At 68.9% G+C, this 26,259-nt stretch carries 29 protein-coding genes and 2 pseudogenes; 11 read left to right on the plus strand and 20 right to left on the minus strand.

From position 1 onward, the window contains the following. The 3 genes from ABEE00_RS06185 to ABEE00_RS06195 all read left to right on the plus strand — a co-directional run bounded on the left by ABEE00_RS06185 (position 1) and on the right by ABEE00_RS06195 (position 2,546). The gene (locus tag ABEE00_RS06185) at positions 1-1,245 is read left to right on the plus strand and encodes a DUF6519 domain-containing protein (RefSeq protein WP_345744230.1); all 1,245 of its coding nucleotides are present in this window, start codon (positions 1-3) and stop codon (positions 1,243-1,245) included. A 51-nt stretch (positions 1,246-1,296) separates the two neighbouring features. Further along, positions 1,297-1,827 carry a hypothetical protein gene (locus ABEE00_RS06190; RefSeq protein ID WP_345744231.1) on the plus strand — a complete coding sequence of 177 codons (531 nt, stop codon included), beginning with the start codon at positions 1,297-1,299 and terminating at the stop codon, positions 1,825-1,827. A gap of 572 nt (positions 1,828-2,399) precedes the next feature. Continuing rightward, positions 2,400-2,546 carry a hypothetical protein gene (locus ABEE00_RS06195; RefSeq protein ID WP_451918503.1) on the plus strand — a complete coding sequence of 49 codons (147 nt, stop codon included), beginning with the start codon at positions 2,400-2,402 and terminating at the stop codon, positions 2,544-2,546. 246 nt (positions 2,547-2,792) lie between these two features. Here ABEE00_RS06195 and ABEE00_RS06200 read toward each other — a convergent pair whose 3' ends face one another. Then, positions 2,793-3,230 carry a VOC family protein gene (locus ABEE00_RS06200; RefSeq protein WP_345744232.1) on the minus strand — a complete coding sequence of 146 codons (438 nt, stop codon included), beginning with the start codon at positions 3,228-3,230 and terminating at the stop codon, positions 2,793-2,795. Positions 3,231-3,495: 265 nt separating this feature from the next. On the opposite strand from ABEE00_RS06200, the gene ABEE00_RS06205 reads away from it, so the two are divergent. Continuing rightward, positions 3,496-4,524: an NAD-dependent epimerase/dehydratase family protein gene (locus tag ABEE00_RS06205; RefSeq protein WP_345744233.1), complete on the plus strand. Its 1,029-nt coding sequence runs from the start codon at positions 3,496-3,498 to the stop codon at positions 4,522-4,524. Positions 4,525-4,727: 203 nt separating this feature from the next. Next, entirely contained in the window at positions 4,728-5,075 is a 348-nt protein-coding gene (locus ABEE00_RS06210; protein ID WP_451918514.1) for a VOC family protein, read from the plus strand. 251 nt (positions 5,076-5,326) lie between these two features. Here ABEE00_RS06210 and ABEE00_RS06215 read toward each other — a convergent pair whose 3' ends face one another. The 7 genes and pseudogenes from ABEE00_RS06215 to ABEE00_RS06245 all read right to left on the minus strand — a co-directional run bounded on the left by ABEE00_RS06215 (position 5,327) and on the right by ABEE00_RS06245 (position 11,252). After that, positions 5,327-6,910: a class I adenylate-forming enzyme family protein gene (locus ABEE00_RS06215; protein WP_345744235.1), complete on the minus strand. Its 1,584-nt coding sequence runs from the start codon at positions 6,908-6,910 to the stop codon at positions 5,327-5,329. A gap of 227 nt (positions 6,911-7,137) precedes the next feature. Continuing rightward, positions 7,138-7,671: pseudogene (locus tag ABEE00_RS06220) on the minus strand (sensor histidine kinase); the annotation flags it as partial. Positions 7,672-7,967: 296 nt separating this feature from the next. After that, positions 7,968-8,639: a hydrolase gene (locus ABEE00_RS06225; protein ID WP_345744236.1), complete on the minus strand. Its 672-nt coding sequence runs from the start codon at positions 8,637-8,639 to the stop codon at positions 7,968-7,970. Further along, complete coding sequence (locus ABEE00_RS06230; protein ID WP_345744237.1) at positions 8,636-9,538, minus strand: NAD(P)-dependent oxidoreductase; 903 nt, start codon at positions 9,536-9,538, stop codon at positions 8,636-8,638. The genes ABEE00_RS06225 and ABEE00_RS06230 overlap by 4 nt, the downstream gene beginning before the upstream one ends. Positions 9,539-9,767: 229 nt before the next feature. After that, positions 9,768-9,923: an alpha/beta fold hydrolase gene (locus tag ABEE00_RS06235; RefSeq protein WP_345744238.1), complete on the minus strand. Its 156-nt coding sequence runs from the start codon at positions 9,921-9,923 to the stop codon at positions 9,768-9,770. Positions 9,924-9,989: 66 nt separating this feature from the next. Beyond that, entirely contained in the window at positions 9,990-10,238 is a 249-nt protein-coding gene (locus tag ABEE00_RS06240) for a hypothetical protein (protein WP_345744239.1), read from the minus strand. Positions 10,239-10,637: 399 nt separating this feature from the next. Continuing rightward, a complete protein-coding gene (locus ABEE00_RS06245; RefSeq protein ID WP_345744240.1) occupies positions 10,638-11,252 on the minus strand; it encodes a TetR/AcrR family transcriptional regulator in 615 nt (204 codons plus the stop codon). A 65-nt stretch (positions 11,253-11,317) separates the two neighbouring features. Between ABEE00_RS06245 and ABEE00_RS06250 the strand changes: the two genes are divergently transcribed. Continuing rightward, on the plus strand, positions 11,318-12,775 hold the full coding sequence (locus tag ABEE00_RS06250; RefSeq protein WP_345744241.1) for an FAD-binding oxidoreductase: 1,458 nt from the start codon (positions 11,318-11,320) through the stop codon (positions 12,773-12,775). Positions 12,776-13,149: 374 nt separating this feature from the next. On the opposite strand, the gene ABEE00_RS06255 is transcribed toward ABEE00_RS06250, so the two are convergent. Next, positions 13,150-13,353, minus strand: a complete 204-nt coding sequence (locus ABEE00_RS06255) for a hypothetical protein (protein WP_345744542.1) — start codon at positions 13,351-13,353, stop codon at positions 13,150-13,152. On the opposite strand from ABEE00_RS06255, the gene ABEE00_RS06260 reads away from it, so the two are divergent. From ABEE00_RS06260 to ABEE00_RS06270, 3 genes are read left to right on the plus strand one after another with little or no spacing between them, the layout of a single operon-like run. Beyond that, complete coding sequence (locus ABEE00_RS06260) at positions 13,320-13,733, plus strand: VOC family protein (protein ID WP_345744242.1); 414 nt, start codon at positions 13,320-13,322, stop codon at positions 13,731-13,733. The two genes, ABEE00_RS06255 and ABEE00_RS06260, sit on opposite strands and share 34 nt — an antisense overlap. Beyond that, positions 13,730-14,206, plus strand: coding sequence for a Gfo/Idh/MocA family protein (locus ABEE00_RS06265; protein ID WP_345744243.1), 477 nt, complete (start codon positions 13,730-13,732; stop codon positions 14,204-14,206). Before ABEE00_RS06260 ends, ABEE00_RS06265 begins: the two co-directional genes overlap by 4 nt. Before the next feature lie 5 nt (positions 14,207-14,211). Beyond that, on the plus strand, positions 14,212-14,664 hold the full coding sequence (locus tag ABEE00_RS06270; RefSeq protein WP_345744244.1) for a hypothetical protein: 453 nt from the start codon (positions 14,212-14,214) through the stop codon (positions 14,662-14,664). A gap of 229 nt (positions 14,665-14,893) precedes the next feature. Here the strand turns inward: ABEE00_RS06270 and ABEE00_RS06275 are convergent, their stop codons facing one another. The 5 genes and pseudogenes from ABEE00_RS06275 to ABEE00_RS06290 all read right to left on the minus strand — a co-directional run bounded on the left by ABEE00_RS06275 (position 14,894) and on the right by ABEE00_RS06290 (position 20,143). Further along, complete coding sequence (locus ABEE00_RS06275) at positions 14,894-15,550, minus strand: zinc-ribbon domain-containing protein (protein WP_345744245.1); 657 nt, start codon at positions 15,548-15,550, stop codon at positions 14,894-14,896. Between the two features lie 18 nt (positions 15,551-15,568). Next, positions 15,569-16,435 (minus strand): annotated as a pseudogene (locus ABEE00_RS35770) (zinc-ribbon domain-containing protein); the annotation flags it as partial. Between the two features lie 1,033 nt (positions 16,436-17,468). Beyond that, on the minus strand, positions 17,469-18,203 hold the full coding sequence (locus ABEE00_RS06280; protein WP_345744246.1) for a hypothetical protein: 735 nt from the start codon (positions 18,201-18,203) through the stop codon (positions 17,469-17,471). Positions 18,204-18,480: 277 nt separating this feature from the next. Beyond that, positions 18,481-18,873: a hypothetical protein gene (locus ABEE00_RS06285; protein WP_345744247.1), complete on the minus strand. Its 393-nt coding sequence runs from the start codon at positions 18,871-18,873 to the stop codon at positions 18,481-18,483. Positions 18,874-18,946: 73 nt separating this feature from the next. Then, on the minus strand, positions 18,947-20,143 hold the full coding sequence (locus ABEE00_RS06290; RefSeq protein WP_345744248.1) for a helix-turn-helix domain-containing protein: 1,197 nt from the start codon (positions 20,141-20,143) through the stop codon (positions 18,947-18,949). A 99-nt stretch (positions 20,144-20,242) separates the two neighbouring features. On the opposite strand from ABEE00_RS06290, the gene ABEE00_RS06295 reads away from it, so the two are divergent. After that, on the plus strand, positions 20,243-20,932 hold the full coding sequence (locus tag ABEE00_RS06295) for an HAD family hydrolase (protein WP_345744249.1): 690 nt from the start codon (positions 20,243-20,245) through the stop codon (positions 20,930-20,932). A gap of 89 nt (positions 20,933-21,021) precedes the next feature. On the opposite strand, the gene ABEE00_RS06300 is transcribed toward ABEE00_RS06295, so the two are convergent. From ABEE00_RS06300 to ABEE00_RS06315, 4 genes are read right to left on the minus strand one after another with little or no spacing between them, the layout of a single operon-like run. Continuing rightward, positions 21,022-21,741: an oxygenase MpaB family protein gene (locus tag ABEE00_RS06300; protein ID WP_345744250.1), complete on the minus strand. Its 720-nt coding sequence runs from the start codon at positions 21,739-21,741 to the stop codon at positions 21,022-21,024. Beyond that, positions 21,738-22,982: a DUF6545 domain-containing protein gene (locus tag ABEE00_RS06305; protein WP_345744251.1), complete on the minus strand. Its 1,245-nt coding sequence runs from the start codon at positions 22,980-22,982 to the stop codon at positions 21,738-21,740. The genes ABEE00_RS06300 and ABEE00_RS06305 overlap by 4 nt, the downstream gene beginning before the upstream one ends. Beyond that, entirely contained in the window at positions 22,975-23,499 is a 525-nt protein-coding gene (locus ABEE00_RS06310; protein ID WP_345744252.1) for a hypothetical protein, read from the minus strand. Before ABEE00_RS06310 ends, ABEE00_RS06305 begins: the two co-directional genes overlap by 8 nt. After that, positions 23,499-24,029 (minus strand): helix-turn-helix domain-containing protein, encoded by a 531-nt coding sequence (locus tag ABEE00_RS06315; RefSeq protein WP_345744253.1) that lies wholly within the window; start codon positions 24,027-24,029, stop codon positions 23,499-23,501. Before ABEE00_RS06315 ends, ABEE00_RS06310 begins: the two co-directional genes overlap by 1 nt. Positions 24,030-24,840: 811 nt before the next feature. Between ABEE00_RS06315 and ABEE00_RS06320 the strand changes: the two genes are divergently transcribed. Beyond that, entirely contained in the window at positions 24,841-25,251 is a 411-nt protein-coding gene (locus ABEE00_RS06320; protein WP_345744254.1) for a hypothetical protein, read from the plus strand. A 544-nt stretch (positions 25,252-25,795) separates the two neighbouring features. Here ABEE00_RS06320 and ABEE00_RS06325 read toward each other — a convergent pair. Beyond that, positions 25,796-26,086: a hypothetical protein gene (locus ABEE00_RS06325; RefSeq protein ID WP_345744255.1), complete on the minus strand. Its 291-nt coding sequence runs from the start codon at positions 26,084-26,086 to the stop codon at positions 25,796-25,798. A gap of 21 nt (positions 26,087-26,107) precedes the next feature. Further along, positions 26,108-26,251, minus strand: coding sequence for a hypothetical protein (locus ABEE00_RS06330; RefSeq protein ID WP_345744256.1), 144 nt, complete (start codon positions 26,249-26,251; stop codon positions 26,108-26,110). Between the last annotated feature and the right edge of the window lie 8 nt (positions 26,252-26,259).

Here is a 26,259-nt window from a genome sequence, read left to right on the forward strand (position 1 = left end):
ATGCACGGAGATTTCTCCCGCCTGACCTTTGCCCCGGCCCGCCACTACTCCGCTGTCCTCGTCCAGCAGGGCCGCGTCCAGCTGGACGCCGACGCCAACGAACAGAGCGCGCTCGTCAACCACTTCCTGCGCAGGCTCGCCGCCGATCTGATCGGCCCCTACGGCGGCACCGACGACGCCTTCAAGATCACCACCGTCGGGGACAAGGATCTGGCCATCGGCACCGGTCGCTATTACGTGGCCGGTATCCCGTGCGAGAACGATCTCGCCCAAGCCGCTTACACCGGCCAGTCGCCGCACGTCCAGGAGCTCCCGAACCGGCCGTACCTGGTCTACCTGCGTGTTCATGAGCGCCTCGTCACCCACCTCGAGGACCCCTGGCTGCGCGAGGTGGCCCTCGGCGCCCACGGCCCCGACACCGCCGCACGCCTGCGTGTGGTGTGGCAGGTGCTGGCCACACAGACCGTCCCCGGCACCCAGGATCCGGTGCCCGACGGGAAAACCATCCTCGCGAAATGGCCGGAGTGGCAGCAGACATGGCGGCCCACAGCTCGCCTGGCCGCCCGCGCGCTCACCCCGCCCGGCGACCGGGAACCGTGCCCGGTGGACCCGGACGCCCGCTACCGCGGGGTGGAGAACCAGCTCTACCGCGTGGAGATCCACCGGGACGGCGGGACGAAGAAGGCGGCATACAAGTGGTCACGGGACAACGGCAGCGTCATCTTCCCCCTGGTGCAGGGAAGCGGCGGCACCCGTGTCGTCCTGGGCACGCTCGGCCGCGATGACGCCCGCACGCTCACGCCCGGCGACCGGGTCGAACCCGTCGACGAGGGCGCTCCCTGGCGGGCCGAGCCGCACGAACTGAGCGAGGTGAAGGAGGTGTTGCGGGAGGAGTGCACCATCGAGGTGGCTCCGCCGATCGCGGTCACCGACGGCGAAGGTGCGTATCTACGCCGCTGGGATCAGCAGGGACCGGCACAACAGATCGTCGAGGAGACCTGGCTCGACCTGGAGGACGGCGTCCAGATCCGATTCGGTCCGGGCGGCGACTACCGCTCCGGCGACTACTGGCTGATCCCCGCCCGCGTCGCCACGGGCGATGTCGAATGGCCCCACGCCGGCAAGGAACCCGAGCAGCGGCCCCCGTACGGCATCGACTACCACTTGGCGCCGCTCGCCCGGGTGGAGGCCGACGGCAGCGTGGAAGACCTCCGTTCACTCATCAAGCCCCTCACCCGCGCCTGACAGGCAGAAACATGCGAGCCGGGCCGTCCCGCGAGAATCTCAAGGACCACCATGAACCCGACAGTCGTCGTGGCGCTGATCGGCGTTGTTTCGGCAGTGACAGCCGCAATCATCAACGGGGCGCTCGTCAGCCGTTCCAAGGCCGGCGAAGACGTCCGCTCCGGACGGATGTCGTCGTATCCCCTGGTGTGGGAACTGACTTCTGCGGTACCGCGCTGGCCCCGCAAGCAACTGACTCATCGCGCGGCAGCCGAGTGGCACAGGGGGATGCGCCAGTGGTACTTCACCGCCCCCGCAGTAGGGGGCATGTATCTATCGGAAAACGCACGCGCCCGGTACGGAGGTGTCCAGGAGCTCCTGTTCGCCTACCTCGATGGAGTCGAAGAAGACAATGAGCCCTTCTCCGAAGATATCTATGATTCCCTCGTCGCGGCATGCAGCGAATTCCGCAGCGCACTGACAGAGGACCTGCAAAGCCGACGGGTGCGGTCTCCGGTCTGGGTCATCTCGCGCTTCTTTATCCATCGCAGACATGCGGCCCGCAGTAAAGCGCGCATCGCTACCGCACAAAGGCAGCGTTAGTAAGTCATCGTTTTCCTGGACCGCGGAGCCAGCCCCTTAACAGCGAGCTTCGTCGTTGCTGCGCGGCGTGGCTGAACAGTCCCCGCTCTCGCCTCTGTTCACCAGTACATGTCGCTCCTGCCCCCCGGTGTAAGACGCCTTTTGGGCAGCCCAGCCCTGCCAATCAGCCCCCCCCCCGAGTCACAGGCACATATCTCTTGTTTTCTTTATCCGCGGCTGATATCTATCCACCCGGAAATCATTATCGTTTCGGGGTACTCGTTGACGAGCGCGCTCGTGCGCGTCGATCAGATGGATGGTTCGTAGGGCTACCGTGATCAGGTCGCAGTCGTGTTCTGTATCGAGGGCACAGGCCGACCCCGAGCCATACATGTCAGGCAATCTCCTCACGAGGCGGGGGCCCGGAGCCAACGAGGGTGCGGACGGTAGGGATTCGGAACCTCTCGCCGGTGGGTGCACCGTAGGTGCCGTCGCTTCCCGACGCCGGGCACCACCTGTTGTACGTCGCGGTTGGTCGTGCCGCGGATCCCCGGTTAGCGTGCGGGGGTGCCGAACGGTGGATACTGCGGATCATGCGTGTTGACTTTGATCCCCAGTCCATGACTGGCCGGGACTTCTACAAGCTGCTGACGGCCACCGTGGTGCCCAGGCCGATCGCCTGGGTGTCGACGATCTCCGGCGGTGATGGTGTTCCGAACTTGTCACCTGCGAAGTTCTGACGAGGACGGTGTCGAACCGCCGAGAGTACCGCGCAAGGCGCCCCGGACCGGAGCCGGTTGAGGGCGTCGGGGTGTGCCTGAGCCGCGTTGTCGATGTGGAGAGTGTCGATGATGTTCGCTCGCGTAGGGCCCCGATGCCGACGTTGCCTCGCCCGACAGGCCGCTGGCCACGACCGGCGGTCTCCTGTCCGTCAGGAACTGTCGCCTGAGCTGGTTCTTTCTCGGCAGTGGCGGACCGACCGGCCGTCAGTTCTTCTTCAGCTCCTCGGCGAGCATCACGAGGATGCCGCTGGGACCGCGTACGTACGTGAGTTTGTAGACGTCCTCGTAAGTGGCCACGCCGCGCAGTGGACGGCATCCATGCTTCGCCGCTGTCTCCAGGGCCTCGTCGATGTCGTCGACCGAAAAGGCGACGCGGTGCATGCCGATCTCGTTGGGGCGGGTGGGCTCCGACTCGATCGCTTCGGGGTGGATGTACGCGAAGAGCTCCAAGCGGCCGTGGCCGTCCGGTGTCTGGAGCATCGCGATGTCGGCGTGATTGCCGTCGAGGCCCACGGCTGTGTCGGTCCACCCGCCGCTGACGGTGTCGCGGCCGACGAGCGTGAGGCCGAGGTCGGTGAAGAAGGAGATCGCTGCTTCGAGGTCGCGCACGGCGATGCCGACGTTCTCAAGCTTGATGGCCATGCGGCGCATGCTACCGAGCCGGGCTGATCGGGCCCTTCCGGCAAAGGGGACGGGTCGGGTGGTAGATCATCAGGGTGATCGACGCCCAGCCATGATGCGCCTCGATGTGCGGCGAGAGGCGTTCGGAGCCCCCACGTTCCTGCGAGCTCGGATGAGCCGAGTGAGCGTCGGCGCGACCACCCACCTCTTGGGGCGGTTCTTACCGTTCGCTGACGTGTCGCGTGCGCAAGGTCGGTGCGGGCCGCGGCGCGGCTAGCGTGCGCGCATGCGAGTTCTGGTCACCGGCGCTGCCGGTTTCATCGGGTCCCACATCGTGCAGGCGCTGGAGGACGGCGGCCATGAGCCGGTGATCCTCGATCGGGTGGCCGCGGGGCGCGGCGTGAGGGGAGATGTACGCGACCCTGAGGCGGTGCGCCGCGCGCTGCGCGGGGCGGATGCGGTGTGCCATCAGGCTGCCATGGTGGGCCTGGGCAAGGGAGTTGAGGACGCGTCCGCCTATGTGAGCAGCAACGACCTGGGAACGGCCGTGCTGGTGGAGGCCATGGCCGAAGCCGGGGTGGGGCGCCTGGTGCTGGCCGGTTCGATGGTGGTCTACGGCGAGGGGCGCTACCGGTGCGCCCGGCACGGAGTGGTCCGTCCCCTGCCGCGCGCGGTGGGCGCATTGGACGCGGGGCGCTTCGAGCCGCCGTGCCCTGAGTGCGGCGCCGCGCTGAGCCCGGAACCGGTGGGGGAGGAGGCGCCGGCGGACCCGCGCAACGTGTACGCCACCACCAAGCTCGCCCAGGAGCACCTGGCCTCCTCCTGGGCCCGGGCGACGGGCGGGGCAGCCCTCAGCCTGCGCTATCACAACGTGTACGGGCCGCGGATGCCGCGCGATACCCCGTACGCGGGCGTGGCCTCCTTCTTCCGCTCGGCCCTCGAACGGGGCGAGGCGCCGCGGGTCTTCGAGGACGGCGCCCAGCGGCGCGACTTCGTGCACGTCGCGGATGTGGCCGAGGCCAACCGCGTGGCGCTGGAGGCGCTGGAGGCCGGTGCGGGAACGTCGGCGGGCGGGCTGCGTGCGTACAACACCGGAAGCGGACGGTCGTGCACGGTGGGGGAGATGGCGCAGGCGCTGGCACACGCGTATGGCGGGCCCGAGCCGACGGTCACCGGCGAGTACCGGCTGGGGGACGTACGGCATATCACCGCCTCCTCCGAGCGCATCGCGCACGAGCTGGGCTGGCGAGCGCGGACCGGCTTCGAGGAGGGGATGGCGGAGTTCGCCAAGGCACCCTTGGCCGACGGGAATTGAGGGCACGGAGGGCCGCGCCGCCATGGGGGCTCTACGTCGGCATGAGGCACAGGCTCGCGCAGGTCAGGTTTCTGCTGTAGTCGTGAAGGCGGCGCGGCGCGGCGCGGCTCGGCTCGGTAGAGCGTGAGCGATGAGTTCCGGGAGTTCTGGAAGTCAGTACAGGGAGAAGCGCCGAGATCATGCATGGGAGGCTGGTGGACTCCATGGACATCGCGCGTGTGCTGATGGTCGCGCCGGTACGGGACATCGATGCCGCGGTGACCTGGTACGAACGGCTGCTGGGGCGTCCGGCGGATACCCGGCCCATGCCGTCGTTGGCTGACTGGCACCTCACTTCGGGCGGTTGGCTCCAGGTCTTCGAAGACCCCGGGCATGCCGGTTCGACGCTGCTCAACCTGGAGGTGCCCGGTCTGGACGAGGCCCTGGCCGGGCTCGTGGAGCGCGGCTTGGCGGCGGGCCCCGTACAGGCCGGAGGTGAGCGGGCCCGGTTCGCCGCCGTGGACGACCCCGACGGCAATCGGATCACTCTGCTGGAGAACCCGGTCGCCTGACCCGCAAGGCACGGAGTCGGACGCGGCGACGGGCACGGGAACAGGCTCAGGAACGGGCACGGGAACGGGAACGGCCCCCGGCCTCCCGGCCGGGGGCCCAAAGGACGGCAGTAAGGACGGCAGCAAGGACGACAGCGCCGCACTTCTGTCCTCTTACGGGGGAGGGGCAGCCGGTCAAGGGCCGCAGCAAAGGCCCCGTCACGCCGGCGCGGTCGATCCCGCATCGACCGGGGGCGCCACGGCAACGGGCTCTACGGCGTGTCCGAGGCCCCGCTCGTCCACGCGGCACGCAGCGCCTTCTTGTCCACCTTGCCCACCTTGGTCGTCGGCAGACGGTCCAGCAGTACCGTCTTGCGAGGCGTGTACAGCTCTCCCAACTCGGCGGTCACCGCCGCGCCGACGGCCTCCGGGTCGACGTCGGCGCCGTCCCCGGCCGTGGCCAAGAAGATCTGCACGGCCTCCCCGTACTCCTCGTCCGGCACACCCAGCGCCGCCGCGTTGCGCACACCGGGCAGCGTGAGCAGGAAGTCCTCCAGGACCCGCGAGTAGACGTTGTCGCTGGTGGCGCCGGTGACGATGATGTCCTTGGCGCGGTCGACGAGGTAGAGGTACCCCTCGGCGTCGAGGTAGCCCATGTCCCCGGTGCGCAGCCAGCCGTCGTGCAGCGCCGCCGCGGTGCGCTCGGGGTCTTCGTAGTAGCCGAGCATCACTGTCTCGCCGCGGACGCACACTTCGCCGACCTGCCGGGCGGGCAGTGCCGCCGTGCCGTCTTCCTCGCGGATCTCGATCTCGGCGTCGGCTATCGCGCGGCCGCAGCTGCGCCAGAGCTCGGGGCGCCGTGCCGCCTCCGAGGCGAGATCCGCGCCGAACGCGGTGATGCCGAGCGCCTCCGACTGCCCGTAGCCCTGGCTGAGCACGGGCCCGAACACCTCGACCGCCTGCTGCAGCCGACTGGGCGACGTGGCAGCGCCGCCCACGACGATCCGCCGCAGCGCGGGCAGGGCGCCCGGCTTGCAGTCAGGATGGTCGAGAACCGCGTACAGCATGGGCGGTACGAACATGGTGGCGGTGATCCGCTCCTCACGCAGCACTGTCAGCGCCGCGTCCGCCTCGAACTCGGGCAGCACGACGAGGACGGACCCCGTCACCAGCGCCTGGATCGCGGTGAGGTGGCCGCTGCCGTGCGTGAGCAGCGTGGAGGCGAGCACCCTGTCCGTGCCCTGATCCATCGTCGGGAACGGCGTGGGGCCGGAGTCGTGCGGGGCGACTTCCGCCAGCTCCATCAGCGCGTTGTAGAGCCGGTGGCTGTGCGCGGCGAGCTTGGGGCGGCCCAGGGTTCCGCCGGTGTAGAGGATGGTGACCGCTTCGTCGGCTTCCGGCGCGTGCACGACGTCGGGCTGCACATCCGGGCACCCGTCCGCCAGGGCCAGCAGGTCTGCGCACTGCTGCTCACAGGGCCCGAGGCTGAGCAGTATGGGGGAGTGAACGCTGCGCTCGGCCGCGTCGGCGGCCCGTTGCGCGAAGAGCGGGTCGGTGACCACGGCGCGTGCCCGGGACTGTTCGACCAGTGCGGCGAGCTCGCCGGGCCCCGGCTCGGGCGGCAGGAACACGACGCGGCAGCCGATGAGATGGACGGCGAGCTGCACCAGCACGGAGTCCACGCGGTTGGCCAGGAACAGCCCCACTCCGTCACCGGGCGCGAGTCCCTGCCCGCGCAGCGCATGCCCCAGCCTGAAAAGTCGCCGCCGGGCTTCTCCCCTCGTCAGCCGCTGCGCGCCCTGGACGAGGGCCTCGGCGTCCTCATCCTTGTGCCAGTGCTCCAGAATGCGGTCCAAGTACGTCCGCGGCTCAGATATCTGCTGTGCATTAACAATCACCAACACATCCAAACATGCTGCTCAGATGCCGCGGCCGCACGGGGGCCGCCACCGGCCGGCAGCCGGCGGAGTAGCATGCGCCCCTCTCCGAGCCGGGGAAAGTGCAGTGTGCGCCGCTCAGTTGAGCGCTGGAGCGTGCGCACGGAATGCCCGTCCGCCAGCGGTCAAGGGCGTGGCACGGCTCCTCAGGCCGTGGAGGAGGAGGGAGCGGCCGGGGCTAGGGGCAGGGTGACCTCGAAGCGGCAGCCGCCGGGGACGTTGCGTACCGTGGTCGAGCCCTGGTGCGCCTCCACGATGCCGCGCACGATGGCCAGCCCCAGACCGGCACCGGCCGACGGCGTACGCGCGTCCGTGCCGCGCCAGCCGGTGTCGAAGACGCGCGGCAGGTCCTCGGCGGGGATGCCGCCGCAGCCGTCGGTGACCGAGAGCACCACCGAGCCGCCTCCGCGCTGCGCGCCCACCGCGACCGTGCCGTCGGCAGGGGTGCGGTGGATGGCGTTGATCAGGAGGTTGGCGAGTACACGGGGCATCTCCTTGCCGTCCACGTGCAGGGGCAGCGGCGCCAGTTCCTCGCCCCTCAGGCGCACGCCGCGCTCGGCCGCCAGCGCGTCGGCGCCTGCCAGCGCGTCGCCGACCAGGTCGTACGCGGAGATGCGGGTCGGCGAGAGCGCGAGGGATCCGGCCTGGATGCGGGAGAGTTCGAACAGGTCGCCAACCATGCCGGTCACCGCGATAAGCGCCTCCAGCCCCCGGCCGCCGCTGATGCCCACGCGGTCCCCTGGCCGCACGCCGACGCAGCGCAGCGAGGGCTGTGTGAAGCTCGCCGTCGCGCTGGGAGTGGACCCGTCGCGCACCGACACGGTCGCCGACCTCGCGGCCGTCCAGGAGTACGGGGTGAAGGCCGAGGGCAGTGCCGCGGCGGCCCGCGCCCAGGTCGGGGAGGAGCTGGTGTCGCTGGTCGCTCAGGGCGCGTTGGAGGTGCCGCTCGCGGCGACGCCCCTCAGGGGCCTGGCGCTCAGTGGAACAGGCTGCCGGTCTCCTGCCCGGTCTCGCGCTTGCGGCGGAAGTAGTCGTTGATGATGGCGCGGTAGAGGTCCGCGTCTGCGCGGGCCCAGTTGCGCATGAGTTCGCAGCCGAACGCCAACGAGGTGATCGGCTGCGCTCCGGCCTGTGTCATGCGCTCGATCGCCGAGGCGTGGGTGACCGGGGAAACCCCGCCCACCGCGTCGATGACCGGGTAGACCTCGTACCCCTCTCGCAGCATGTCCAGGGTGGGGAAGGCGAGGCAGACCTCGGTCCACAGGCCGGCCATGACGATCTTTCTGCGGCCCGTGGCCTCGATGGCGGCCCGGAAGTCGGCGTCCTCCCAGGAGTTGACCCCGGTGCGGTCGATCTCCGGTACGCCGGGCAGTTCCTTGGTGAGCGTGGTGACGGTGCCCTGGTTGACGCCCATGCCCACGGCGACGGTGCTCAGCACCGTGGGGACCTCGTAGGCGTGGGCCAGCTTGGCCAGTGTGACCGCGCCCAGGTCGATCTCCTCGCGGCTGGTGGAGCCCACCGTGGCGTACTGCCCCTCCTGGTAGTCGATGAGCACCACGGCGCAGTTGCCCGGGGTGAGCAGGTGGTCGGTCTGCGGGTCCCGCACGGGTTCGGGAGCTGTCTTGGGGTGTGCGGCATCGAAGGTCATGACGTTGTCCTCTCGGGGCGGGCAGGTGTGAGGGAGCGGGTTTCAGGAACTGCGGTACTGCGGGCGGGCCGTGGTCGCCGGGTCAGGTCGACGAAGTCCGGTTCGAATCCTTCTCGTGTGTTCACGGCCTCCCACAGCCGCTCCGCACTGGCGTAGGAGATGGGCAGCTGCCGGGCCGGATCCTCGACGGCGGCCAGCAGGGTCTCGTCGTCCTCTGCCGAGCGGCGCAGGGGGCGCGGGTTGGTGGTGTCCAGGGCGCGGGCGACGACGGGGGCCATGGGCCCCACCGACATCAGTTCCAGTGCCGTCCCGTAGTCCTTGCCCAGGTAGTCGGCCAGGTCGAGGGCCTCGCGGATGCCCGCCTCCGCGGCCATGACGGCGACGTTGGTGATGAGTTTGTAGGCCACGCCGGAACCGACGTCGCCGACCCACCGTGAGGCGCCGAGCGTGTCCAGCACCGGGCGCACGCGCGCGTATACGCCGTCCGGCGCGCCGACGAGGAAGGTGATGCCGCGCTCGCGCGCGTACTTCACCCCGCCGACGATCGGCGCATCCACCACGCTCACCCCCTCTGGAGCCGCGGCGACCACCGAGCCCAGCATCGCGGGCGTGGTCGTGGAGCACATCAGGACCGCAGAGCCGACGGTGGCTCCGGCGAGGATGCCGTCCTCGCCCAGGTAGGCGGTGGTGATGTCGTCGGACATCACCAGGCCCAACGTGACTTCCGCTCCGCGGGCCGCCTCGGCCGCGGTGGCAAGGACGGTCGCGCCGAGTGCGGCGGCGCGCTCGCGCTTGCCGGGATCGGTGTCGGAGACACGCACCTGATATCCCGCAGACAGCAGATGGGGAGCCATCTCCTCGCCCATATCCCCGAATCCGATGATGGCGACCGTGGTCATTCCCTCATTCCAATGTTCCGGGCAGCGCGGTCAACAGGGGCACCTCGTACAGAACAGCGAGGCCCCCGACGCTCCCGGTGACGAGAACCGATGTGAGGTCCTGATGCAAAGGGGAATCACCGGAAGTCTGTGCAGTGGATGCCTGTTACTTTCTCGGGTCCAGGCAGGGCGTGAATACCGGCGTCTCCGACGACGCCCCTCACCGTGCAGGGGTGTGGGTGGGGTGGGGTCAGGAGTTGGCGGCCCTCATGATGAGCTCGGCGACGGCGTCCGGCTGCGAGAGGTACACGGAATGGCTCGCCGCGACTTCCGTGGTGGTCGTTCGCGCCCGCTCGGCCATCATCCGCTGCGCGGGCGGGGGAATCATCCGGTCGTCGGTCGTCACCAGATATCAGCCGGGCTTGGTCTGCCAGGCGGCCTGGCAGACCGCGCCGTTGAGCGCATCCTCGCCCTAGGGGATCTGAGGGTCGGCCATGAATCGGGCCCGCTCCGGCGGCAGATCACGGGCGAAGGCACCGCCGGAGGAGTGGCCCACCAGCACGACCGGCCCGTCCCGCGCTGCCACGACCCGCCGGGTGTACGTCGCGTCGCCCTCCAGCGACAGCGCCGGGTTCTGCACCACACTGACGCCGTACCCCTCGCGCACCAGCCGGTCATGCACCGCCTGCCCACCGGATCCGTCGACGAACCCACCGTGCACGAGGACGACGTTACGGGGTGCCGAAACTGCGTTCACTGCCTTCCCCTTGCCTGTGATGGCTGGTTCACCGGGAAGTTGAGGCTAAGCGGCGCTGTCCGTGGCCGCTTCCGACGATAGGCGTAGGTCCACCTCGGGAAAGCACCGCGATTCGACGTAGCCTGCCTGCGACAGCGAGAGACCGTCCCCTGCCGACGGAGGCACCGAACCAGCTGACGCGGTGTCCACTCCCCGGGAAGAGCGCATCCAGATCACGGCACAGTGCCTGCGCGATGGCCGGAGGCCGCTCCTGGTCCGGCACCGACCGCCCGGTGTCCCAGCCGGCCACGGTGGCGTCGCTGACGCCGACCGCCTCGCCGAACTGTCTCTGGGTGAGGTCGGCAGCGCGCGCCGTCAGGGGGCTCAGGGAGCCGTGCGAAGAGCGGCGAGGGCTTGTTGGACGAGCCAGTGTTCAGACCGTTCGAAGGTCCAGCCGTTGTCCTCGACGAGGGTGGTGAAGCCAGCGTAGCCGAAGTAGAACCACAGGATGTCGGTGGCCTGCTGGACGGTCATGTCCGGGTGCAGGCCACCCTCTTGGCTGAGATGGGCCGCGACGGTGGCGACCGCGTCCCGGTAGCGGTGCGTCCCGAGGCGCAGTGCCTCGCTCGCCGCGGGGTTGTGGGGGGCGGTGGACAGCACGACGCGCATGATGTCGCCGTAGTCCTGCCGCATCGACCGGACCACCCCGGCCGTGTACCGCAGGATCTCTTCCGGGTCCGTCATCCGGGACTGCCGCTCCAACGCCTCCGCGACGACGGGCGCCTGGCTCCACAGGTCCGCCAGCGTGCGCAGCAGCCCCTGCTTGCCGCCGCCGACGGCGTAGACGGTCGCGGGTGCCACCCGTGCCTGCTTGGCGATCTCCTCGACCGTGGTCGCGAAGTAGCCCTGACGTGCGTAGAGCTCACGGGCCGCGGCGACGATCGCGCTCTGGGTCGCTTCGGCGTATTCGGCCCGACGGGTCTTGGGAGGTTCGGTCACAGTTCCTCATCGTAGTTGTCCAACGATCGATAGAGCTGCCACCCACTCGTCAGAGGTAGGCTCTGATGAATGTACGACTGCTCTGCCCCACCGTGGTGTCGCCCCTCCCGGCGGCCGAGATCCGTACCGAGGTGCCCATGAACGCATCGACCGCTGACCCGACCACCGCGCTGACCGCAGCCCTGCGGCGCGCGATTCCCGCCGACCGGGTGCGGACCGCCGGCCCCGGTTACGAATCCGCCCGTGCCCTGTGGAACGGGGCGGTGACAGCTCGGCCGCGCGTGATCGTGCACTGCCTCGGCCCGGCCGACGTACAGGCGGGGATACGCGCCGCGCGCGAGGCGGGCGTGCCGCTGTCGGTGCGCGGTGGCGGGCATGGCTGGACCGGGAGCGCGCTGGCCGACGGCGGCCTGACCCTGGACCTGTCCGGCATGCGTCACGTGGAGGTGGACCCGCGGTCCCGGACGGCGCGCGTCGCCGGTGGTGCGACCGCCGCCGATGTCGTCGGCGCCGCGCAGGCGTACGGCCTGGTCGCGGCGGTCGGCACCGTCGGCACGGTCGGGATGGCGGGGCTGGCGCTCGGCGGTGGCTACGGCCCGCTCTCGGGCCGTCTCGGGCTCGCGGTGGACAGCGTGCTGTCCGTCGATGTCGTGCTGGCCGACGGTTCGTCGGTCACCGCCGACGCCGAGCACGAGCCCGAGCTGTTCTGGGCGGTGCGTGGCGGTGGCGGCAATTTCGGCGCGGTCACCGGCATGCGCCTGCGGCTGCACGAGATTCCGGCTCTGCTGTCCGGCATGGTCATGTACCCCGCCGCGCAGGCCGATTCGGTGCTGGCCGGGCTCGCCGAACACGTGCCGGCGGGCGGGCCTGACGAACTGACCGTGCAGAGCGGATTCGTCGCCGGGCCGAACGGGACGCCCGTGGTCTTCGTCGCCCCGACCTGGTGCGGTGAAGCAGCGGAGGGTGAACGCGCCATGGCGCCGCTCAGCCGCCTCGGGGACCCGTTGGTGGCGCAGTTCGGCCCCACCACGCTCGCCGAGTCGCTGGCAGGGACGGACGCCATGTTCCCCGCCGGCCGGCACGTCGAGATCACCACCCGTACGTTCGCCGGACTCACCCCCGAGATCCGCGGTGCGCTCGCCACCGGCGGAAGCGGGCTGCCCTCGCCGCTGTCGGCGCTCAGCCTGCACAGCCTGCACGGCGCCGCCACCCGGGTCCCCGCGGCGGACACGGCGTTCGGCGAGCGTGCCGCGCACCTCATGGTCGAGATCGTCGCCGTCTGGGAGCCGGACGACCCCGCGCCCGCGACGCATCGGTCTTGGGCGCGCGAGGTGTCGCGGACGCTGGCGCCCCACGCGCTGCCGGGCGGTTACGCGAACATGCTCCCGCCCGACGCGGCCGACCAGGCCGCGCACGCCTACGGCGCCAACGGCGCCCGCCTGCTCGGCGCCAAGCGCCGCTTCGACCCCGACGCCGTCTTCCACGCCATCCCGTTGCCGGGACCGCCCCGCGCCGCCCGATGACCGACCGACCCGAGAGCCGGGATCGGAGCGCTCGTCACGCGTAGGGGTGTCCCAGGGACTTTTGAGGGACTTTCAGCTCTGTCACAGGGACTTCTGAGGGACATTTCGCCGTACAGAAGGTGGGCCTGTGACTGAGCTGAAAGACGTGAACCACCTGGTCAGAGAAGTTGCGCTCAGCACTCGATGACGTTCACCGCGAGCCCGCCCCGGGCTGTCTCCTTGTACTTGTCCTTCATGCCGACAGGCCTGTTGAGGTGGTTCCCAATATCGCGGTGTGCTTCTGGCGCTCAGTGTGTGCCGATTCCGGGCGCCTTCGGTCGGACTTCGCGGTTGGGCGGTGCCGGGAAACCCAATGTCCATCGCGAGTACCCCGATTACCGGTCCGCCGGATCGGCCGGGGCGGATGCCGCCGTCGCAGCCGTGGACTCGATGCTGTCGAGCAGCATGACCAGGCCGTCCTGGAAGCTGCGCCGGGCGCTCCACTCGAGATACGGCACGGACTCCTCCTCCGGCAACGGCGTCGGCATGCCGCTCTGCACCCAGTGTGCCGCGGGGAAGCGCTCGGCGAGATCGGGCACGATCCTACGCCGGCTTCGAGATCGGTACCAGTGACGCCTCCAGGACCCGGAACTTCTACTCCCGAGGCTTCGGCTGGACGATCGCCTCCGACCAGCCCACGGGCGGCGGGCCGTACGCCGAAATCCGCACCGTGAACGAGCGGCCCTCCGGTGGCATGCGCGAGCTGGGCGCAGGCGAGGCGGACTACTTCATGCCCCTCTTCCTGGCCACCGACGTCCCCGCCGTCGCCTCCCAGGCCCAACGGCTGGGTGGGAAGCTGGAGTCCGGCCCCGAGCACAAGCCCGACGACCGCCTTTCCGCCCGGCTCATCGACCCGCGCGGCCACCGCTTCGGCCTGCTCTCCGCTCCCGCCCACGACACGAAGGAGACGGCACGATGAAGATCGCTCTGCTGGGTACGAACTTCGGCCAGGCACACGCCGCGGTCTACGCCCAACGCGGCGACGTCGAGGTGGTGATGTTCGGCCGGGACGCCGAGAAGACCGCGAAGACCGCCGGGCAGTTCGGGTTCGCCTCCTCCACGCACACGGACGAGGCGTTCGAGGGCGACTTCGACCTGGTGGACATCTGCCTGCCGGTCACGCTGCACGCGCCGTACGCGCTGCGCGCCCTGGAGGAGGGCAAGCACGCCTTGGTCGAACTCCCGCTGGCAGACCGCATGGACGACGCCCGGCGCGTGGTACGGGCCGCCGAGGCAAGCGACCGGCAGGTCTTCGTCGACATGTTCAACCGCTTCATCCCCGCCAACCGGGCACTGCTCGACGCCGTCCGGCTCGGCACCTACGGCCGCCTGGACCAGCTCAGCCTGTGGAACCTGACGGCCTTCTGTGGCCAGGGGTCTCCCTCGGCCTGAAGACGTTGCCGATCGAGGCGATGCACTGCGACATGGACCTGGTCACCCGCACCCTCGGCACCCCCGAGAGCGTCGAGGCCACCACCGTCGCGCGCAACGAAGACGCGGCGGCGGTCGATGCCACACTGCGCTTCGACGGCACGTTCGCCCGCGCCTCGGTCTCTTGGCTGATGCCGCGGGCGTGGGGCGCACGCGGCGGGTACACCGCCACCTTCGAGCACGGCGTGCTGGACGCCTCCTCCTCGATGGGCTTCGACGGCAAGCCGGCCGGCACCGTCACTGCCTACACCCAAGACGGCCCACGCGAGCTGGAGTTGCCGCCCGCCGACCAGTACGCCGACATGCTCGACCACGTCCTGGCCTGCCTGCGCGGCGAGGCCGCCAACGAGATCGCACCGCAGACCGTGCTGGACGCCCTCCAGCTCACCCTGGACATCCACCACCAGGTCAACGGCTAAGCCGGAACACACGCCTCCGCGTCGCCTGGCGCCCTGGGCGCATGCCGCATCTCCCCACGTGCTGAGGGACGCGGGCTGCCCACGAGACGCACCTCTACAAGTTCCTGACCGCCTGCGAGGTTCTGACGAGGACGGTATCGGTCCGAGGAACGTTGTTCCTGGTCAGAGCTGCACAGACGTGAGTGTCTCTCGGTCGCAAGCTCTTGACACGTTTGCTGCTACGGCGCAGTTAGGGCTGAGTGAGCTGTTCATCCGCACCCGCTGCTTGGGATGGAACAGTCTTGGAGTCAACTGGGAGTGGGGGTTCGTGTTTGAGCGCCCACTGTTTGACGCGATCGATGGTGGTGTCCGGTTGGGGTGCAGTTGAGTAGACGACGAACTCCACGTAGTGCGGATCATGAACCGGCAGAGCAGGCAAAGGGTGCTCGCGAAGGCGAGCCACGAGGTATCCGGCAGCAAGCAGGTCACGGGACTTTTCAAAATCTACGTTGCCCTTGTCCGCGTGCCAGTAGGAGCCGTCGTACTCGATGGCGAGCTTCTGGCCGTTGGCCAGAGCAACCGTGATGTCGACGAGCCAGGAGGCACGCCGCGTGAAGGCGTCGTGGCGGAGCGATTGGCCAGAGGCGGCCTTGCCGAAGGCCCGCTCCGCGGCCGCGTGGTGATCCAGCTCGATCCGTGACTTGCCGTGTCCCCGACACTCAGGGCAGACGTTGCCGTTGGTCCTGGACGCCAAGGATGCTTGCCACTGGTGCTCAGGGTTCGCAGCACACACCCAGCTCGGGATGAACGGCGTCTGACCTGTGGGACGGACGTGCCATGCGGAGATCGGGTTCGCTGCAGACCACTCGAGTGCCAGTTCCGGAAAGTGATAGGCGAGCGAGTCCAAGATCGTGCGGCAGACGGGACACCGGAGGCGTTGCCCCTTGTTCCGTTGCCCGGGTGTGTCCTGCCACTCATGTCCGCAATTGGGATCGCGCCACCACGCAACCTTGCGCGATTCGGGAGACACTGTCGTCATCTCGGTTCTCCCGTTTCTGGTCGGGTGCCACTGAGCGGCTATCTCTGCGTCGAATCCGAATGCAGCTGGGTCGACTTCGACAACGGCGAGACGCTTGGCGAGCGTTTCCTGGCCGCGGCAAGACGGGCAGCCTGAGTGCAGATATGTGAGCGGTGACAGGCGTGGGTAGTGCCCTTGCGGACAGCGAAGACGTCGCAGGGGACCGTGGTCCGCAACGTTCACGGTGCGTGGGTCCGCGTCATCCGCCCATGCTGCAAGCAACTCCGGCACGTCGGAGACCGGGGTCATCTGGTAACGCTCGAGCTCCGCCTGCCAGGCTGCGCGGTGTTTGGGTTCGCACTCGGGGCACTGCGGTGCGGAGACCATGTCGCATACTCTCCGCAAGAACCGCAACCCGCACTCGGGACAGCGCCATGAAGCGTCACGTCGGGCCCTCACCGTGGCTGTCTCCCATGCAGTGGACTCGTTCCTCTCTTGGTCCCACCAATCGACGACTGGCAGTCCGCTGTCCTTGAAGAGATCCCGCTGCTTCGATGCTGGGGGGCGCGATGTTTGACGTGCCCGGTTGGGGTTGGTCTGACACCTGCATCCCCACCCGATGTCTCCCAGCCGCTCCGCGCTCAGACGTGCGCAGTACCGGCAGCGCACATGGTGCGGGTCATCGGCCAGTGATGGGTCAGTCAGCGGCCCGAGGTAGTCATAACCATTCTTCTCGGCGTGCTCTCGCGCCTCCGTGGCCAGGGTTGGAACCATGTCCGCGCGCGGGCCCTGGAGCCGGCGGGCATCCTGCGCCCACTGTCGCCAGTAGCACGCCCGGCACGTCGCCTCCGCGGACTCGTTCTTGTCCAGGGTGTACTCGAACCGGTAGTGCGCCTCGCAACCGCAGACCAGACAACGTGTCAGACGCCAGCCTGTCGGTTTGGTGAAAGGCTCCAGAGGCTCCAGGCCGCCCTTTCGCAGAATCGCCGTGATGTGGGAATCGCACCAGGCAGGGCGCGAACGCGTTCGGTATGCGGCTGGCTGAGGGCAGTCCAGCTCAGCACAGGGCTGAATCCTCTTTTGAGGCGAGGTAGCACTCACATCCTAATATTCCCATACCTGCAGTCGTTATTTGCTTCTGCCGGCGCTGTCGCTGCTCCAGCCTCTTGAGACTGCGTGGGGCCGAGGAGCACGGCCTCACGCACCGCTGGAGTAGCCCAAGCGCAGGTTGCGGACCGGCTGGGCAGTGAGACATGTAGACGGGCCGCTGACGACCGCTCGTGCCTTATGGCGGGGGTAGGACGCCGGAGAGGCGGCCGTACTTGGGGTCCTACCGGCCGCTGATGATGGTGGATAAGAGCAGGGCGCGGTTGTCGCGCACCGTCCCGGCGATGACGGTGAGAATGACCAGGACCGGGGGTGGGGGCGAGGGTAAGGCCGAGAGCGGCGAGTGAGCCGGCGCGTCAGCCCAGAACCCATCACCGGCAACGGCGCCAGAGGCGTCGCCCTGCACGAAGGTCAAAGTGTGACGGAGCCGACCTGTTCGACCACTATGGCGACATCGCCGAGAACTTCGCCGCGTGTGTACGTGAGACCCGCAGTCACGAGTCACTGACCTGAGACTGGTCGAGTGAGGTGCCAGGACCGTTGCTCCGGCACCGGTGGCGGGCGGAGGACGGGCCGTGGAGGCAGGAGCAGTTGAGCGGTACGGCAGGCACGCCCATCCCGGCGATCACGACGTCCTCGCGGCCTTCGCAGAAGCCGTGCTCGCCCAGCTGGCAGGCCGCGCACACGCGGGGCTGGCCCGTCACGGGACGGCCCCTGGGTCAGGTTCGGTCTTGAGGTCGATGGGCGTGCAGGCGCACAGCCGCCGTACGAGCTGGCTGGCCAGCAGCCAGGGAGCGGCCTTGTCCTGGAAGGCGACCGGAATATCGCCCTCGGCGGCCAGTTCGGGCCGCCATCCGTCGCCCGTCCGGTAGAGGGCGCCGACGCCGCCCCACAGGCGTGGCCGTCGTACTCGTACTGTCAGGTGGCCTTCGGCCAGTGCGGGGCAGAGCTTGACCGCGAGGCGAGCGCAGCGGAGGCACAGCGGTGGGTGCTGGGTGAGTTCGCCTTCCGGCCAACTGTCGGGGAGGTCGGGTGCGGTGGGCAGTACGAATAGCCAGCCCTGCGCGCTATGGGAGGCGCGGGCGGCGATGCATACCTGGCAGAGCATCGTGTCCATCGACTCCCGTTGCCGGGAGGGATGCACCATGGCGAACTGCGGTCGTCCGGTGGGCATCCGGTCATGCCCGGGGTTCTGGGAGCGGCGGGCCCACAGCATGCCCCGGTAGCGATCGCGTGGCTCTTCGTTCAGGTAGCGCAGCCCGGCAGGGTTGCCTGTGCGGGCGATGCGGATCCCCAGCATGGCCTCGCGCTCGCCGTACTCGCCCTCGCGCGCGGCCACGTACGGAACAACCTCCGGGCGCTTCGAGAGGCGCCGCGCGGTGGACAGTGCCTTCGTCCCGGTGTCGGCGCCGTCGGCATTGTGCGTACCGGTCACCGTGCCTCCCCACCGGGCCTGCAGCGCTCCCCGGCCAGCACGCCCGACAGCGCCTTGCGCACCACGTCTGGGGCGGTAGGACCGCGCCCGTGTGTCCACGGGCCCTCGACCCGAGTGAGCGGCGGCGCGGGTAGGCACGTCGCCTTGCGCAGTCGCTGTACGCCGCTTTTCAGGAGGTGCCGGTCGGCAGTGGCACTCGCGCTGGTGAGCCAGGTGGCGAGGCGCCCGGCCGAGGTTGGCTCCAGCGGTTGCGTCAGAGGGAACTGAGGCGCAGATGTCATGCCGCTCCCTCCCTCGCACCGTGGGTGAGGAGGTTCATGAGCGCGCTGTGGATCTCTGCCGCACTTGCCAACGACCATGTGGCTGCGGAGTGGCTGCCCAACCAGTACGGACCAGGTGGGGCAGTCCGCGCGGGCGGCGGCACGATCAGATATTCCGCTGTTCCCAATGCGCGGGTTTCTGGCACCGCCCATGTGTCTGCGGCGCCTGCGGGGACGAGGAAGTACAGCGCACGCTCGCGCGGGTCTACGATCACCGCGCCTGTTCGGCGAAGTCCGGACAGCGCGACCAGGCCCAGGAAGCGGGGCACGCGAATCGCGTCGAACTGCCGCCCTGTCGGCACCAGCCGGGTTCCCAGCCCTCCGGGCGTCTCCCCGTAGATTCTGTGCATGTTCCGCACGCTAGGAGCGTCGGGTCGCGGTTACCCGAACTCTTAGCTCGGGTAGACCACGGGCTCGGGGAGTTTACGGGAGGCCTAACCGGGCAGCTAGACCAACCACTTGGCGCCGGTATGTGGGCCGAACCCGGGCGCGCAGTTCCGTGATGAGCTGTCGTGCCTCCGGGCTGTGCATAAGGTCCTCCGGGGCCAGCTCTTCCAGTTCCAACAGCAGCACCAAGGCTGCGGCATCGTCGCGGCGCTGCGCGCAGCAGCGGGCGACTTCCAGGTTGAACGTGAAGTGCCGCTCGCGCGATGGCAGGTGGTCTGTGTCGATGCGGTCGGCGATCCGCAGTGCCTCGGAGGCCTCTCCGGATTCCATCTCCACGCTCAGCTGGTGGAGGTGGACGTTGGTGGGCCCGAACACCGTCCACTGCGTGTTGAGGTCGTCGCCGATCTGGTACGCGAGTGGTTTTGCTTCCTGTTCCAACCGCTCACGTGCCTCCCACCAGCGTTTGCGGCGCATCGCGCTTGTGGCGAGAACCAGCTCCAGCGCACCGGTCATGGCCACCGACTCGGGGGAGGAAGGTTCACGACGAAGCTGCTGCGCTGCCTCATGGGCCACGCCTTCGGCTCCCTCGGGCTCGCCGCTGCTCAGTAGCACGTGCCCCATGTTCCATTGGGCTGCGGCGATGCGAATGGGATCGTCGGCGTCCTCGGCTGCTCGGCGCGCCCGGTCGGCCACCATCAACGCCAGGTCAACGCGTCCGGTGCGGCGGCAGTAGGAGCGCAGCATGCCGTACAGATCGGCGGCGCAGCGTAGCGTCTCGCGGCGCCCGTCGACATCCGCGGCGCGGTGCGCGCGGACCGCCCGCTCGACGTCGGTGATGAGGCCGGGGAGGACAGCGGCGGCGTCGGTGAACCGGGTTGGGGAGGTTTGCCAGATGCGCCAGACCGATTCCACGCGCTCGCGCAGCTCCTCCGGGCCCAGGGGCGGAGGCCCGTCGGCGGGAGTGCTCATCAGGGCCTGCGTGACCGAAGCGGCTGAACTTGAGGGGAGGCCGTGATCCTGTAGCTCGCCGTCGAGAAGGAGGGAGACCGAGGTGTCCAGCTCGTGCGCGAGTGCCAACAGCACATCGACGGACGGCATCTTCAGACCTCGCTCAATCTGTGACAGGTATTCCTCGGTGATGCCGCACAGTCCCGCCACCGCCGCTTGAGTGCGACCGGATCGTTGCCGGGCATGTTGCACACGTGCCCCCACGGAGCGTTTCGACGTGCCCATCTCCACAGCCTCCCCGTCGACTTCGACTCAGAGCTCAGAGTAGAAGGGCGCGTTCCGGTGGGATGCTGTGCTGACCGAACGGGTTACAGAGCGGAGGTCATGGTGCGACTCGTGCTGTGGGATATCGACCACACCCTCGTCGCCACACGCGGCGTCGGTACCCAGCTGTTCGCCCTCGCGTTTCAACACGTGACCGGTCGTGAAATGAAACGGCAGGCGCGCATCGACGGCATGACCGACCCGGTCATCTTCCACGAGACCGCGAGGTTGCATGGGATCGTCACCAGCCGCGAGGACTTCGAGCGCTTTGCTGCAGCGCTCGGCGAGGAACACGTGCGACACGCACCGGCACTGCGAGAGCGTGGACACGCGCTCCCCGGTGCTGCGGCTGCACTGAGCGGGATCGCCTCCTTCACGGACACAGTACAGACAGTCGTCACTGGCAATATCCGTACCGCCGCCGAGGTCAAGCTGCACGTATTCGGCCTGGACTCTTATATCAACTGGGGTATTGGGGCGTTCGGTGAGGACAACGACGAGCGCGCCGAGTTGGTGCGCACCGCTCTGGACCGCGCGCAAGCAGAGAGCGGTGCATGCGTGCCGGCGTCCGAGGCTGTGCTGATCGGCGACACGCCGTCCGACGTTCAAGCCGGTCACGCGTGCGGCGTCCGCGTCATCGCGGTCGCCTCCGGGCGCAGCGACGAGAAGGTGCTGCGGGACGCTGGTGCCGAGACAGCGCTCCCGGACCTCACCGATACCGAGGGGCTGCTGAAGCTGGTGCAGGGGTAGGAAACGGGCAATCCGGTTGGTTGTACGTCGCTCCCGCACGCGCGGGGAATAGCCCCCTGGTTCCCCTCAGCGGTGTTTCGGGGCCGCGTTCATCGTTGTACCGCAGGTGGCACGGTCAGCCTTAGCAGCAGCCGAGCCAGCAGGTGGGCGAGAGCGGTGGGCTTGCTGGCGCCGACGGCGCGTCGAAGCGGCTCGTCGAGTAGCGCGTCGGCGGCCATGCGGACCAGAGGGGCGAGCGGGCGCGGAGCGCGGTTGGTGAGCACTTCGCGGGTGGAGGTCCACAGGCGGTGGGCTTCTGGGGTGTAGCAGTAGTGCTGCTTCTCGAACTCGTCCATCCAGACCGCGAATTCCTCCCAGCTCCTGGGAACGGCCTCGATGCCCATGCGCTTGGCCAGCGCCTGGTAGAAGGCGTGTGTCGCCTGCTTCTCGGCGTCGGTGGTGGCCCGCCTGCCGTGTGCATCGCACCAGCGCAGTGGAGCGATCTCGAAGCAGGCCAGCACGTACAGGAATTCGTGATTGCTGATGTCCCACGCCGCGTGCATGGCGTTGATCGCGGCGATGATGCGCTTCCCGCGGTCGCTGTCGAGGCCGTGTTGGATGAGGCCGTACATCATGTCGCCGGTGGTCTTTGCCCGCAGCGCCGGGGAATCGGTCAGCCCGCCTGCGGCCACGAGGGTGCGGGCGATGGAAGGGATGGCGAAGGTGCGGTAGAAGCCGATGTTCATGCCCATCAGCAACTGTCCGCCCAACTCGCCCATGGCCAGATTCCGGTAGGCGAGTTCAGGGTCCGTCTCTATCGGGCGGCTCATGTGCTGGTCTCCAAAGGCTGCTGGGCGAGTGGCCCGGAAAGGTGCCGGGCCATCGCGACCAGGTGGGCTCGTTCGAGTTCCGGGGCGATGTGAACACCCGGTACGGCGATGCTCTGGGACGCGGCGGGCTGCTTTTCGTCGCGACCCTTGAGCGCGGCGAGGAAGGCCAGGGCGGCGACTGCAGCGTCGTGTTCAGGGCCCGAGAGGCCGGCGGCGGTGGCGCGTTGGGCCGCCTCTTTCAAGGCCTCTGGCCGTACCCAGCGGGCGAGGGTGAGCTGGGCGTCGCGGATTTCGCGGGTGCGGCGGGTGATGCGCCACTCCAGGTCGCGGGCGGCCAGTTGCTCGGCGAGGCCGCGCTGCGCGGTGTCTAGGGCGAGTTTGCCGTCCACGGCCAACGCCCGTGCCCAGAGCGGATAGAGGGTGCGGTAGTCGTCCCGACGCTGTCGCCAACTGCCCAAGGCAGCATTCCCCCAGGCTGCGGCGAGCAACACCGCGCCTGCGCAGGCACACAGCGGTCCGACCACGGTGCCGATGCCGAGCAGCACGTCAGTGCCCGCCGCGGCGCTGACGATGCTGGCCACCTTGCACACGGTGTAGCCGCCGGCGACGGCACATGCGACCGTGGTCAGACGCAGGCTGGTACGGGTAGCCCGGTGCTCGTGTGGCATAACGGCCGCACGCCGGGCCGCCATCCGCCCCAGCATGACCAGGGCCCAGGAGAAGCCCGCCTGGTACAGCAGCAGGTAGGCCAGCACACCGGGAATGTGGGTGAAGCTGGTGTCGAACGGCTTGTCCCGGCCCTCCGACGGCGCGAACGCGACGAACAGGGCGGCGAGTACCACCAGCAGCGGCCCGTAGACGGCCACCACCTTGCGCCGTACCTCCCGCCAGCGGGAGGCAGCATCCGACGACGCCCAGGCGCTCGTCCCGGGGGCCCGCTGGTGCGGTGGCGTCCACATCAGCGACAGCGCCACCAGGCAGGCGGCGAAGACGGTGACGGCCGAGTACACGATCAGCGTGGACAGGTGCGTGATGCCGGTCGCGGACGCCAGGGCCAGCGCCACCACCGGTGCGGCCAGGACCAGGGCGGCGGCGATGACCGCGAAGGCCACCCCCATCACGGCGAGCCCGGGGTACCGGTTCCTGCGGAAGGCACGGAACTTCGCGACCGCGATGACGAGCAGCAGCCCACCGAGCAGCAGGTAGATGATGTTGAAGGGGGCGCGGGACGGGTCAGACATGGCGGCTGCCCCGGTGATCGAACAGGGAGATCACTTCGGCGTCCTGGTCGACGGGGGCGAGTTGGAGCCGTTGCCACAGCATGGTTCCGAGCACTTCCGCCTCGGCCTCGGCCGGGTCTGTGTAGTGGGAGGTGCGGCACAGCGTTGCCGGGGCCTGACCGCTTTTGAGTTCCTCGAACTGCGGCACATGCGCGCGCAGGAGGTGCGCCAACTCGTGGCAGATGATGTGGGCTTGGTGCGCGGGGCTGGTCTGCTGCGGGTAGTAGATGAGATCTACGTCCAGGTACTGCTCGGATCTGCCGCTCGGCAGTTCTGGCTGCACATCGCATGGGATGAGCCGGATGGGTCGCTCCCGCTGCTCGGCCAGGTACTCGATGAGGCCGGATAACGGGACGTGGTGCGGTACGGCTAAGTCTTTGAGGACTCTGCGGCATCTGCGACGCAGGCGGGCGGTGGTCATGATCTCCTTCGTGCCTTCTGGGAGTCTCCAGGAAACAACAGCGCCGACTGCGCTCATCAGCACCCTTCTTCCTCATGTGCAGGCCGCACCGGCAAACCCACGGTGCGGCGCAGAGCATCCACCAGCGAGCGGATAGGGCCACGCAGATCACGCGGCAGTTCAGCCGTTCCCTCGGCGATGCCGCGCACTTCATCGTCGGTCAGCAGCTCCGCATCCGCGTGGGCCCCTGCGCAGCGGTGCCAGACCTTCTGCGGCTTGCCGGCACGCTGTAACGCCAGCCGCTCCAGGTCGCGATCGATGGCCTGCACGATCTGGTGCTCGGCGGGCCGTACGAAGTACTCCACGCGGACTTCGAACACGTCGGCAAGGGCGATGGCCTTGTCGACGGAGGGCGCCCTCTGGCCGCGGCGAAGCAGCCCGACGTACTGGGATGTCAGGCCGGTGGCCGCGGCGATCTGCGTATTGGTGTACGGGGCCTTCTGATCGGGAGGGTAAATGTGCTCGATCAGGCGGGTCAGGCGCTCACCGAAGCGAGCGGCGGCATCCGGCGATGTCGCCGGGGCAGTGGTGCGCTCTGGGCTCGGCATAGCGCTGAACGCTAGCAAGCAGAGGGTTCTTTGCCCATAGGGCTGAAACTATAGTTTCAGGCGGCGCGTAAATATTGTGGCGCTGAGCTGGGAGTTTCCGAGAGCGGACGCTTCTGTGGTTGACAGCGCGTCAGGGTGTGCGAAAGCTGAGCGCTGCCAGAACGTTGGGCGCGAGCACCGAACAAGTGCCGCGAACGCCGGTGTGCAGTAGCAGGCTGGCGCAGCTTCGTGATCAGTTCTCAGGTCCGGTACGGGGGATCAACGGTACCGGTGAGGAGTACGTGGTGGGGAGCGGAGGAACTGGCAGACGGTATGTGGTGAGTTGGGGTGCCGGCCTCTGCGCCTTCGCGTTGCTGAGTGCAGCAGGGCATGCCGCTCCGCCAGCGGCTCCGGGCGATTCGCATCGGGGAATCGGGGTTTCCGAGTTCACCTCACGTCTGGGAACGGGCACGGCGTCTGTGCCTGGCATGCCGGAGGACATTCAGCACAGACCTGTCCCCGTGGCCAAGAGCGCTGAGGAGCCGGCCACTTCTTCCGAGTAGACGAAGCAAGGCGCGGCTCTGTGCAAAGACCGGCACACACGGGCTCCTGCGGAGCCGATCGAGCGGCGGGGAGTGAGGTAGTGGCAAGCAGAGTTGCCAAATGCAGCGGAAGCCGCTTCGGGCGGACGGTTGTGGCTGCCGCGATGATGAGCGTGGTCGGCTGTCAGATGGCTGGCTCATCCGATGGTGATGGTGCAGCGCCCGACAACAGCGCTCAGCACTCCGCGCCTGCCACCCCGTCTCCGCCTTCGCCGGACTCGGCGCGAGAGGTGGCCAAGCAGCAGGCTGCGAAGGCCTATTCGGCAATGTGGCAGGACATGGCGCAAGCGGCCGAGACCTCGGACTGGAACTCCCCACTGCTGGGACGGCACGCCACCGGTGACGCACTGCTGGCGATGTCCCGGGGCATGTACGCCGATCACCGCAACGGCCTGATCACCAAGGGGAGCCCGAAGAACTACCCGAAGGTCACGTCGGCACGACCTGCCGAGGGTCCGAGCACCGTACGCATCGATGACTGCGGCGACTCGACGGCTTGGCTCAAGTACCGGAAGAAGACCGGAAAGCTCGCTGACACCGAGCCGGGCGGGCGCCACTCGATCCAAGCCGAGGTGACGAAGCAGGAAAACGGACAGTGGAAGGTCACCCGCTTCGCGGTGGCGGAGGTCGGGTCATGCTGAGACAGGCTCTCGCGACTACCGGGGCCGCGGTGGTCTTGCTGGGAACCGCGGCGCTGCCGGCTGTGGCGGATGACGGCTGGGGAACGCTGAAGTGCGGGCAGAACCCCTACCCCGGCTGCGAGTTGGGCGCGGGGAAAGGTGGTAGGGAGCGCGGTGATCCCAGCCCCCGGCAGCAGCCCGAGCGCGGAGAACCTTCTGACCGAGGCCGCGGCGGCGGTGCGGGCGGCGCCGTGAAGTACCCGACGAAGCTGCGCTGCTCCTACCAGCGAAGTACCTTCCGACCTCCTGCCGGTGCGATCAAGGCGTCCTACCTGGACAAGGGAAGCACCGGAAGGCCGCCGGTCATGCAGGCTGAGTTCCGCACCGTCCCCGCTGTGCCCACTGCCGCCTCTCCTCGCCCCGGGGAGAAGGGCTCTTGGTATGAGTACCAGTGCTCGGGAAATGCCGCCCGCGATGCGCTCTACCGGCCTCCGGTGTGGATCCCTGACGACGAGGACGCGCTTGCCGAGGCCGCGCCGCCTCCGCCTTCACCGGCGCAGTTGGCTCAGCAGGCGCGGGAGCAGTTACGGCTGCCGTCTCCGGTCATCCGGGCCAGTCCGGCGAGGGAGCAACTCGTGCACCTGCCGACGTGGTTGTGGCTGGCGCGGGGCAGTTGGGGGAGCAGGTCGGCGATTGCGTCGGTGCCGGGGGTGTCGGTGACGGCGGTGGCCCGGCCGCAGAAGGTCGTGTGGAAGTTGGGGGATGGCAGCCCGGTCACGTGTAAGGGGCCGGGCACGCCGTACGGGGGCAAGTCGGCGGTGAGCGCGAAGCGGCCGTCGCCGGATTGCGGGCACACCTACCGTTCTTCCTCGGCTGGTCAGCCGGGTGGCGCGTACGCGGTCTCGGCGACGGTGCACTGGACGGTCAGCTGGTCCGGTGCGGGGGAGAGCGGCACGTTTCCCGGGATGACCACCACGGCGACCGCCGGCTTCCTGGTGCGTGAGAGCCAGGCGCTGAACACCGAGTGAC

Origin of the sequence: Streptomyces odontomachicola, assembly GCF_039605595.1 — a bacterium.
Lineage (GTDB): Bacteria > Actinomycetota > Actinomycetes > Streptomycetales > Streptomycetaceae > Streptomyces.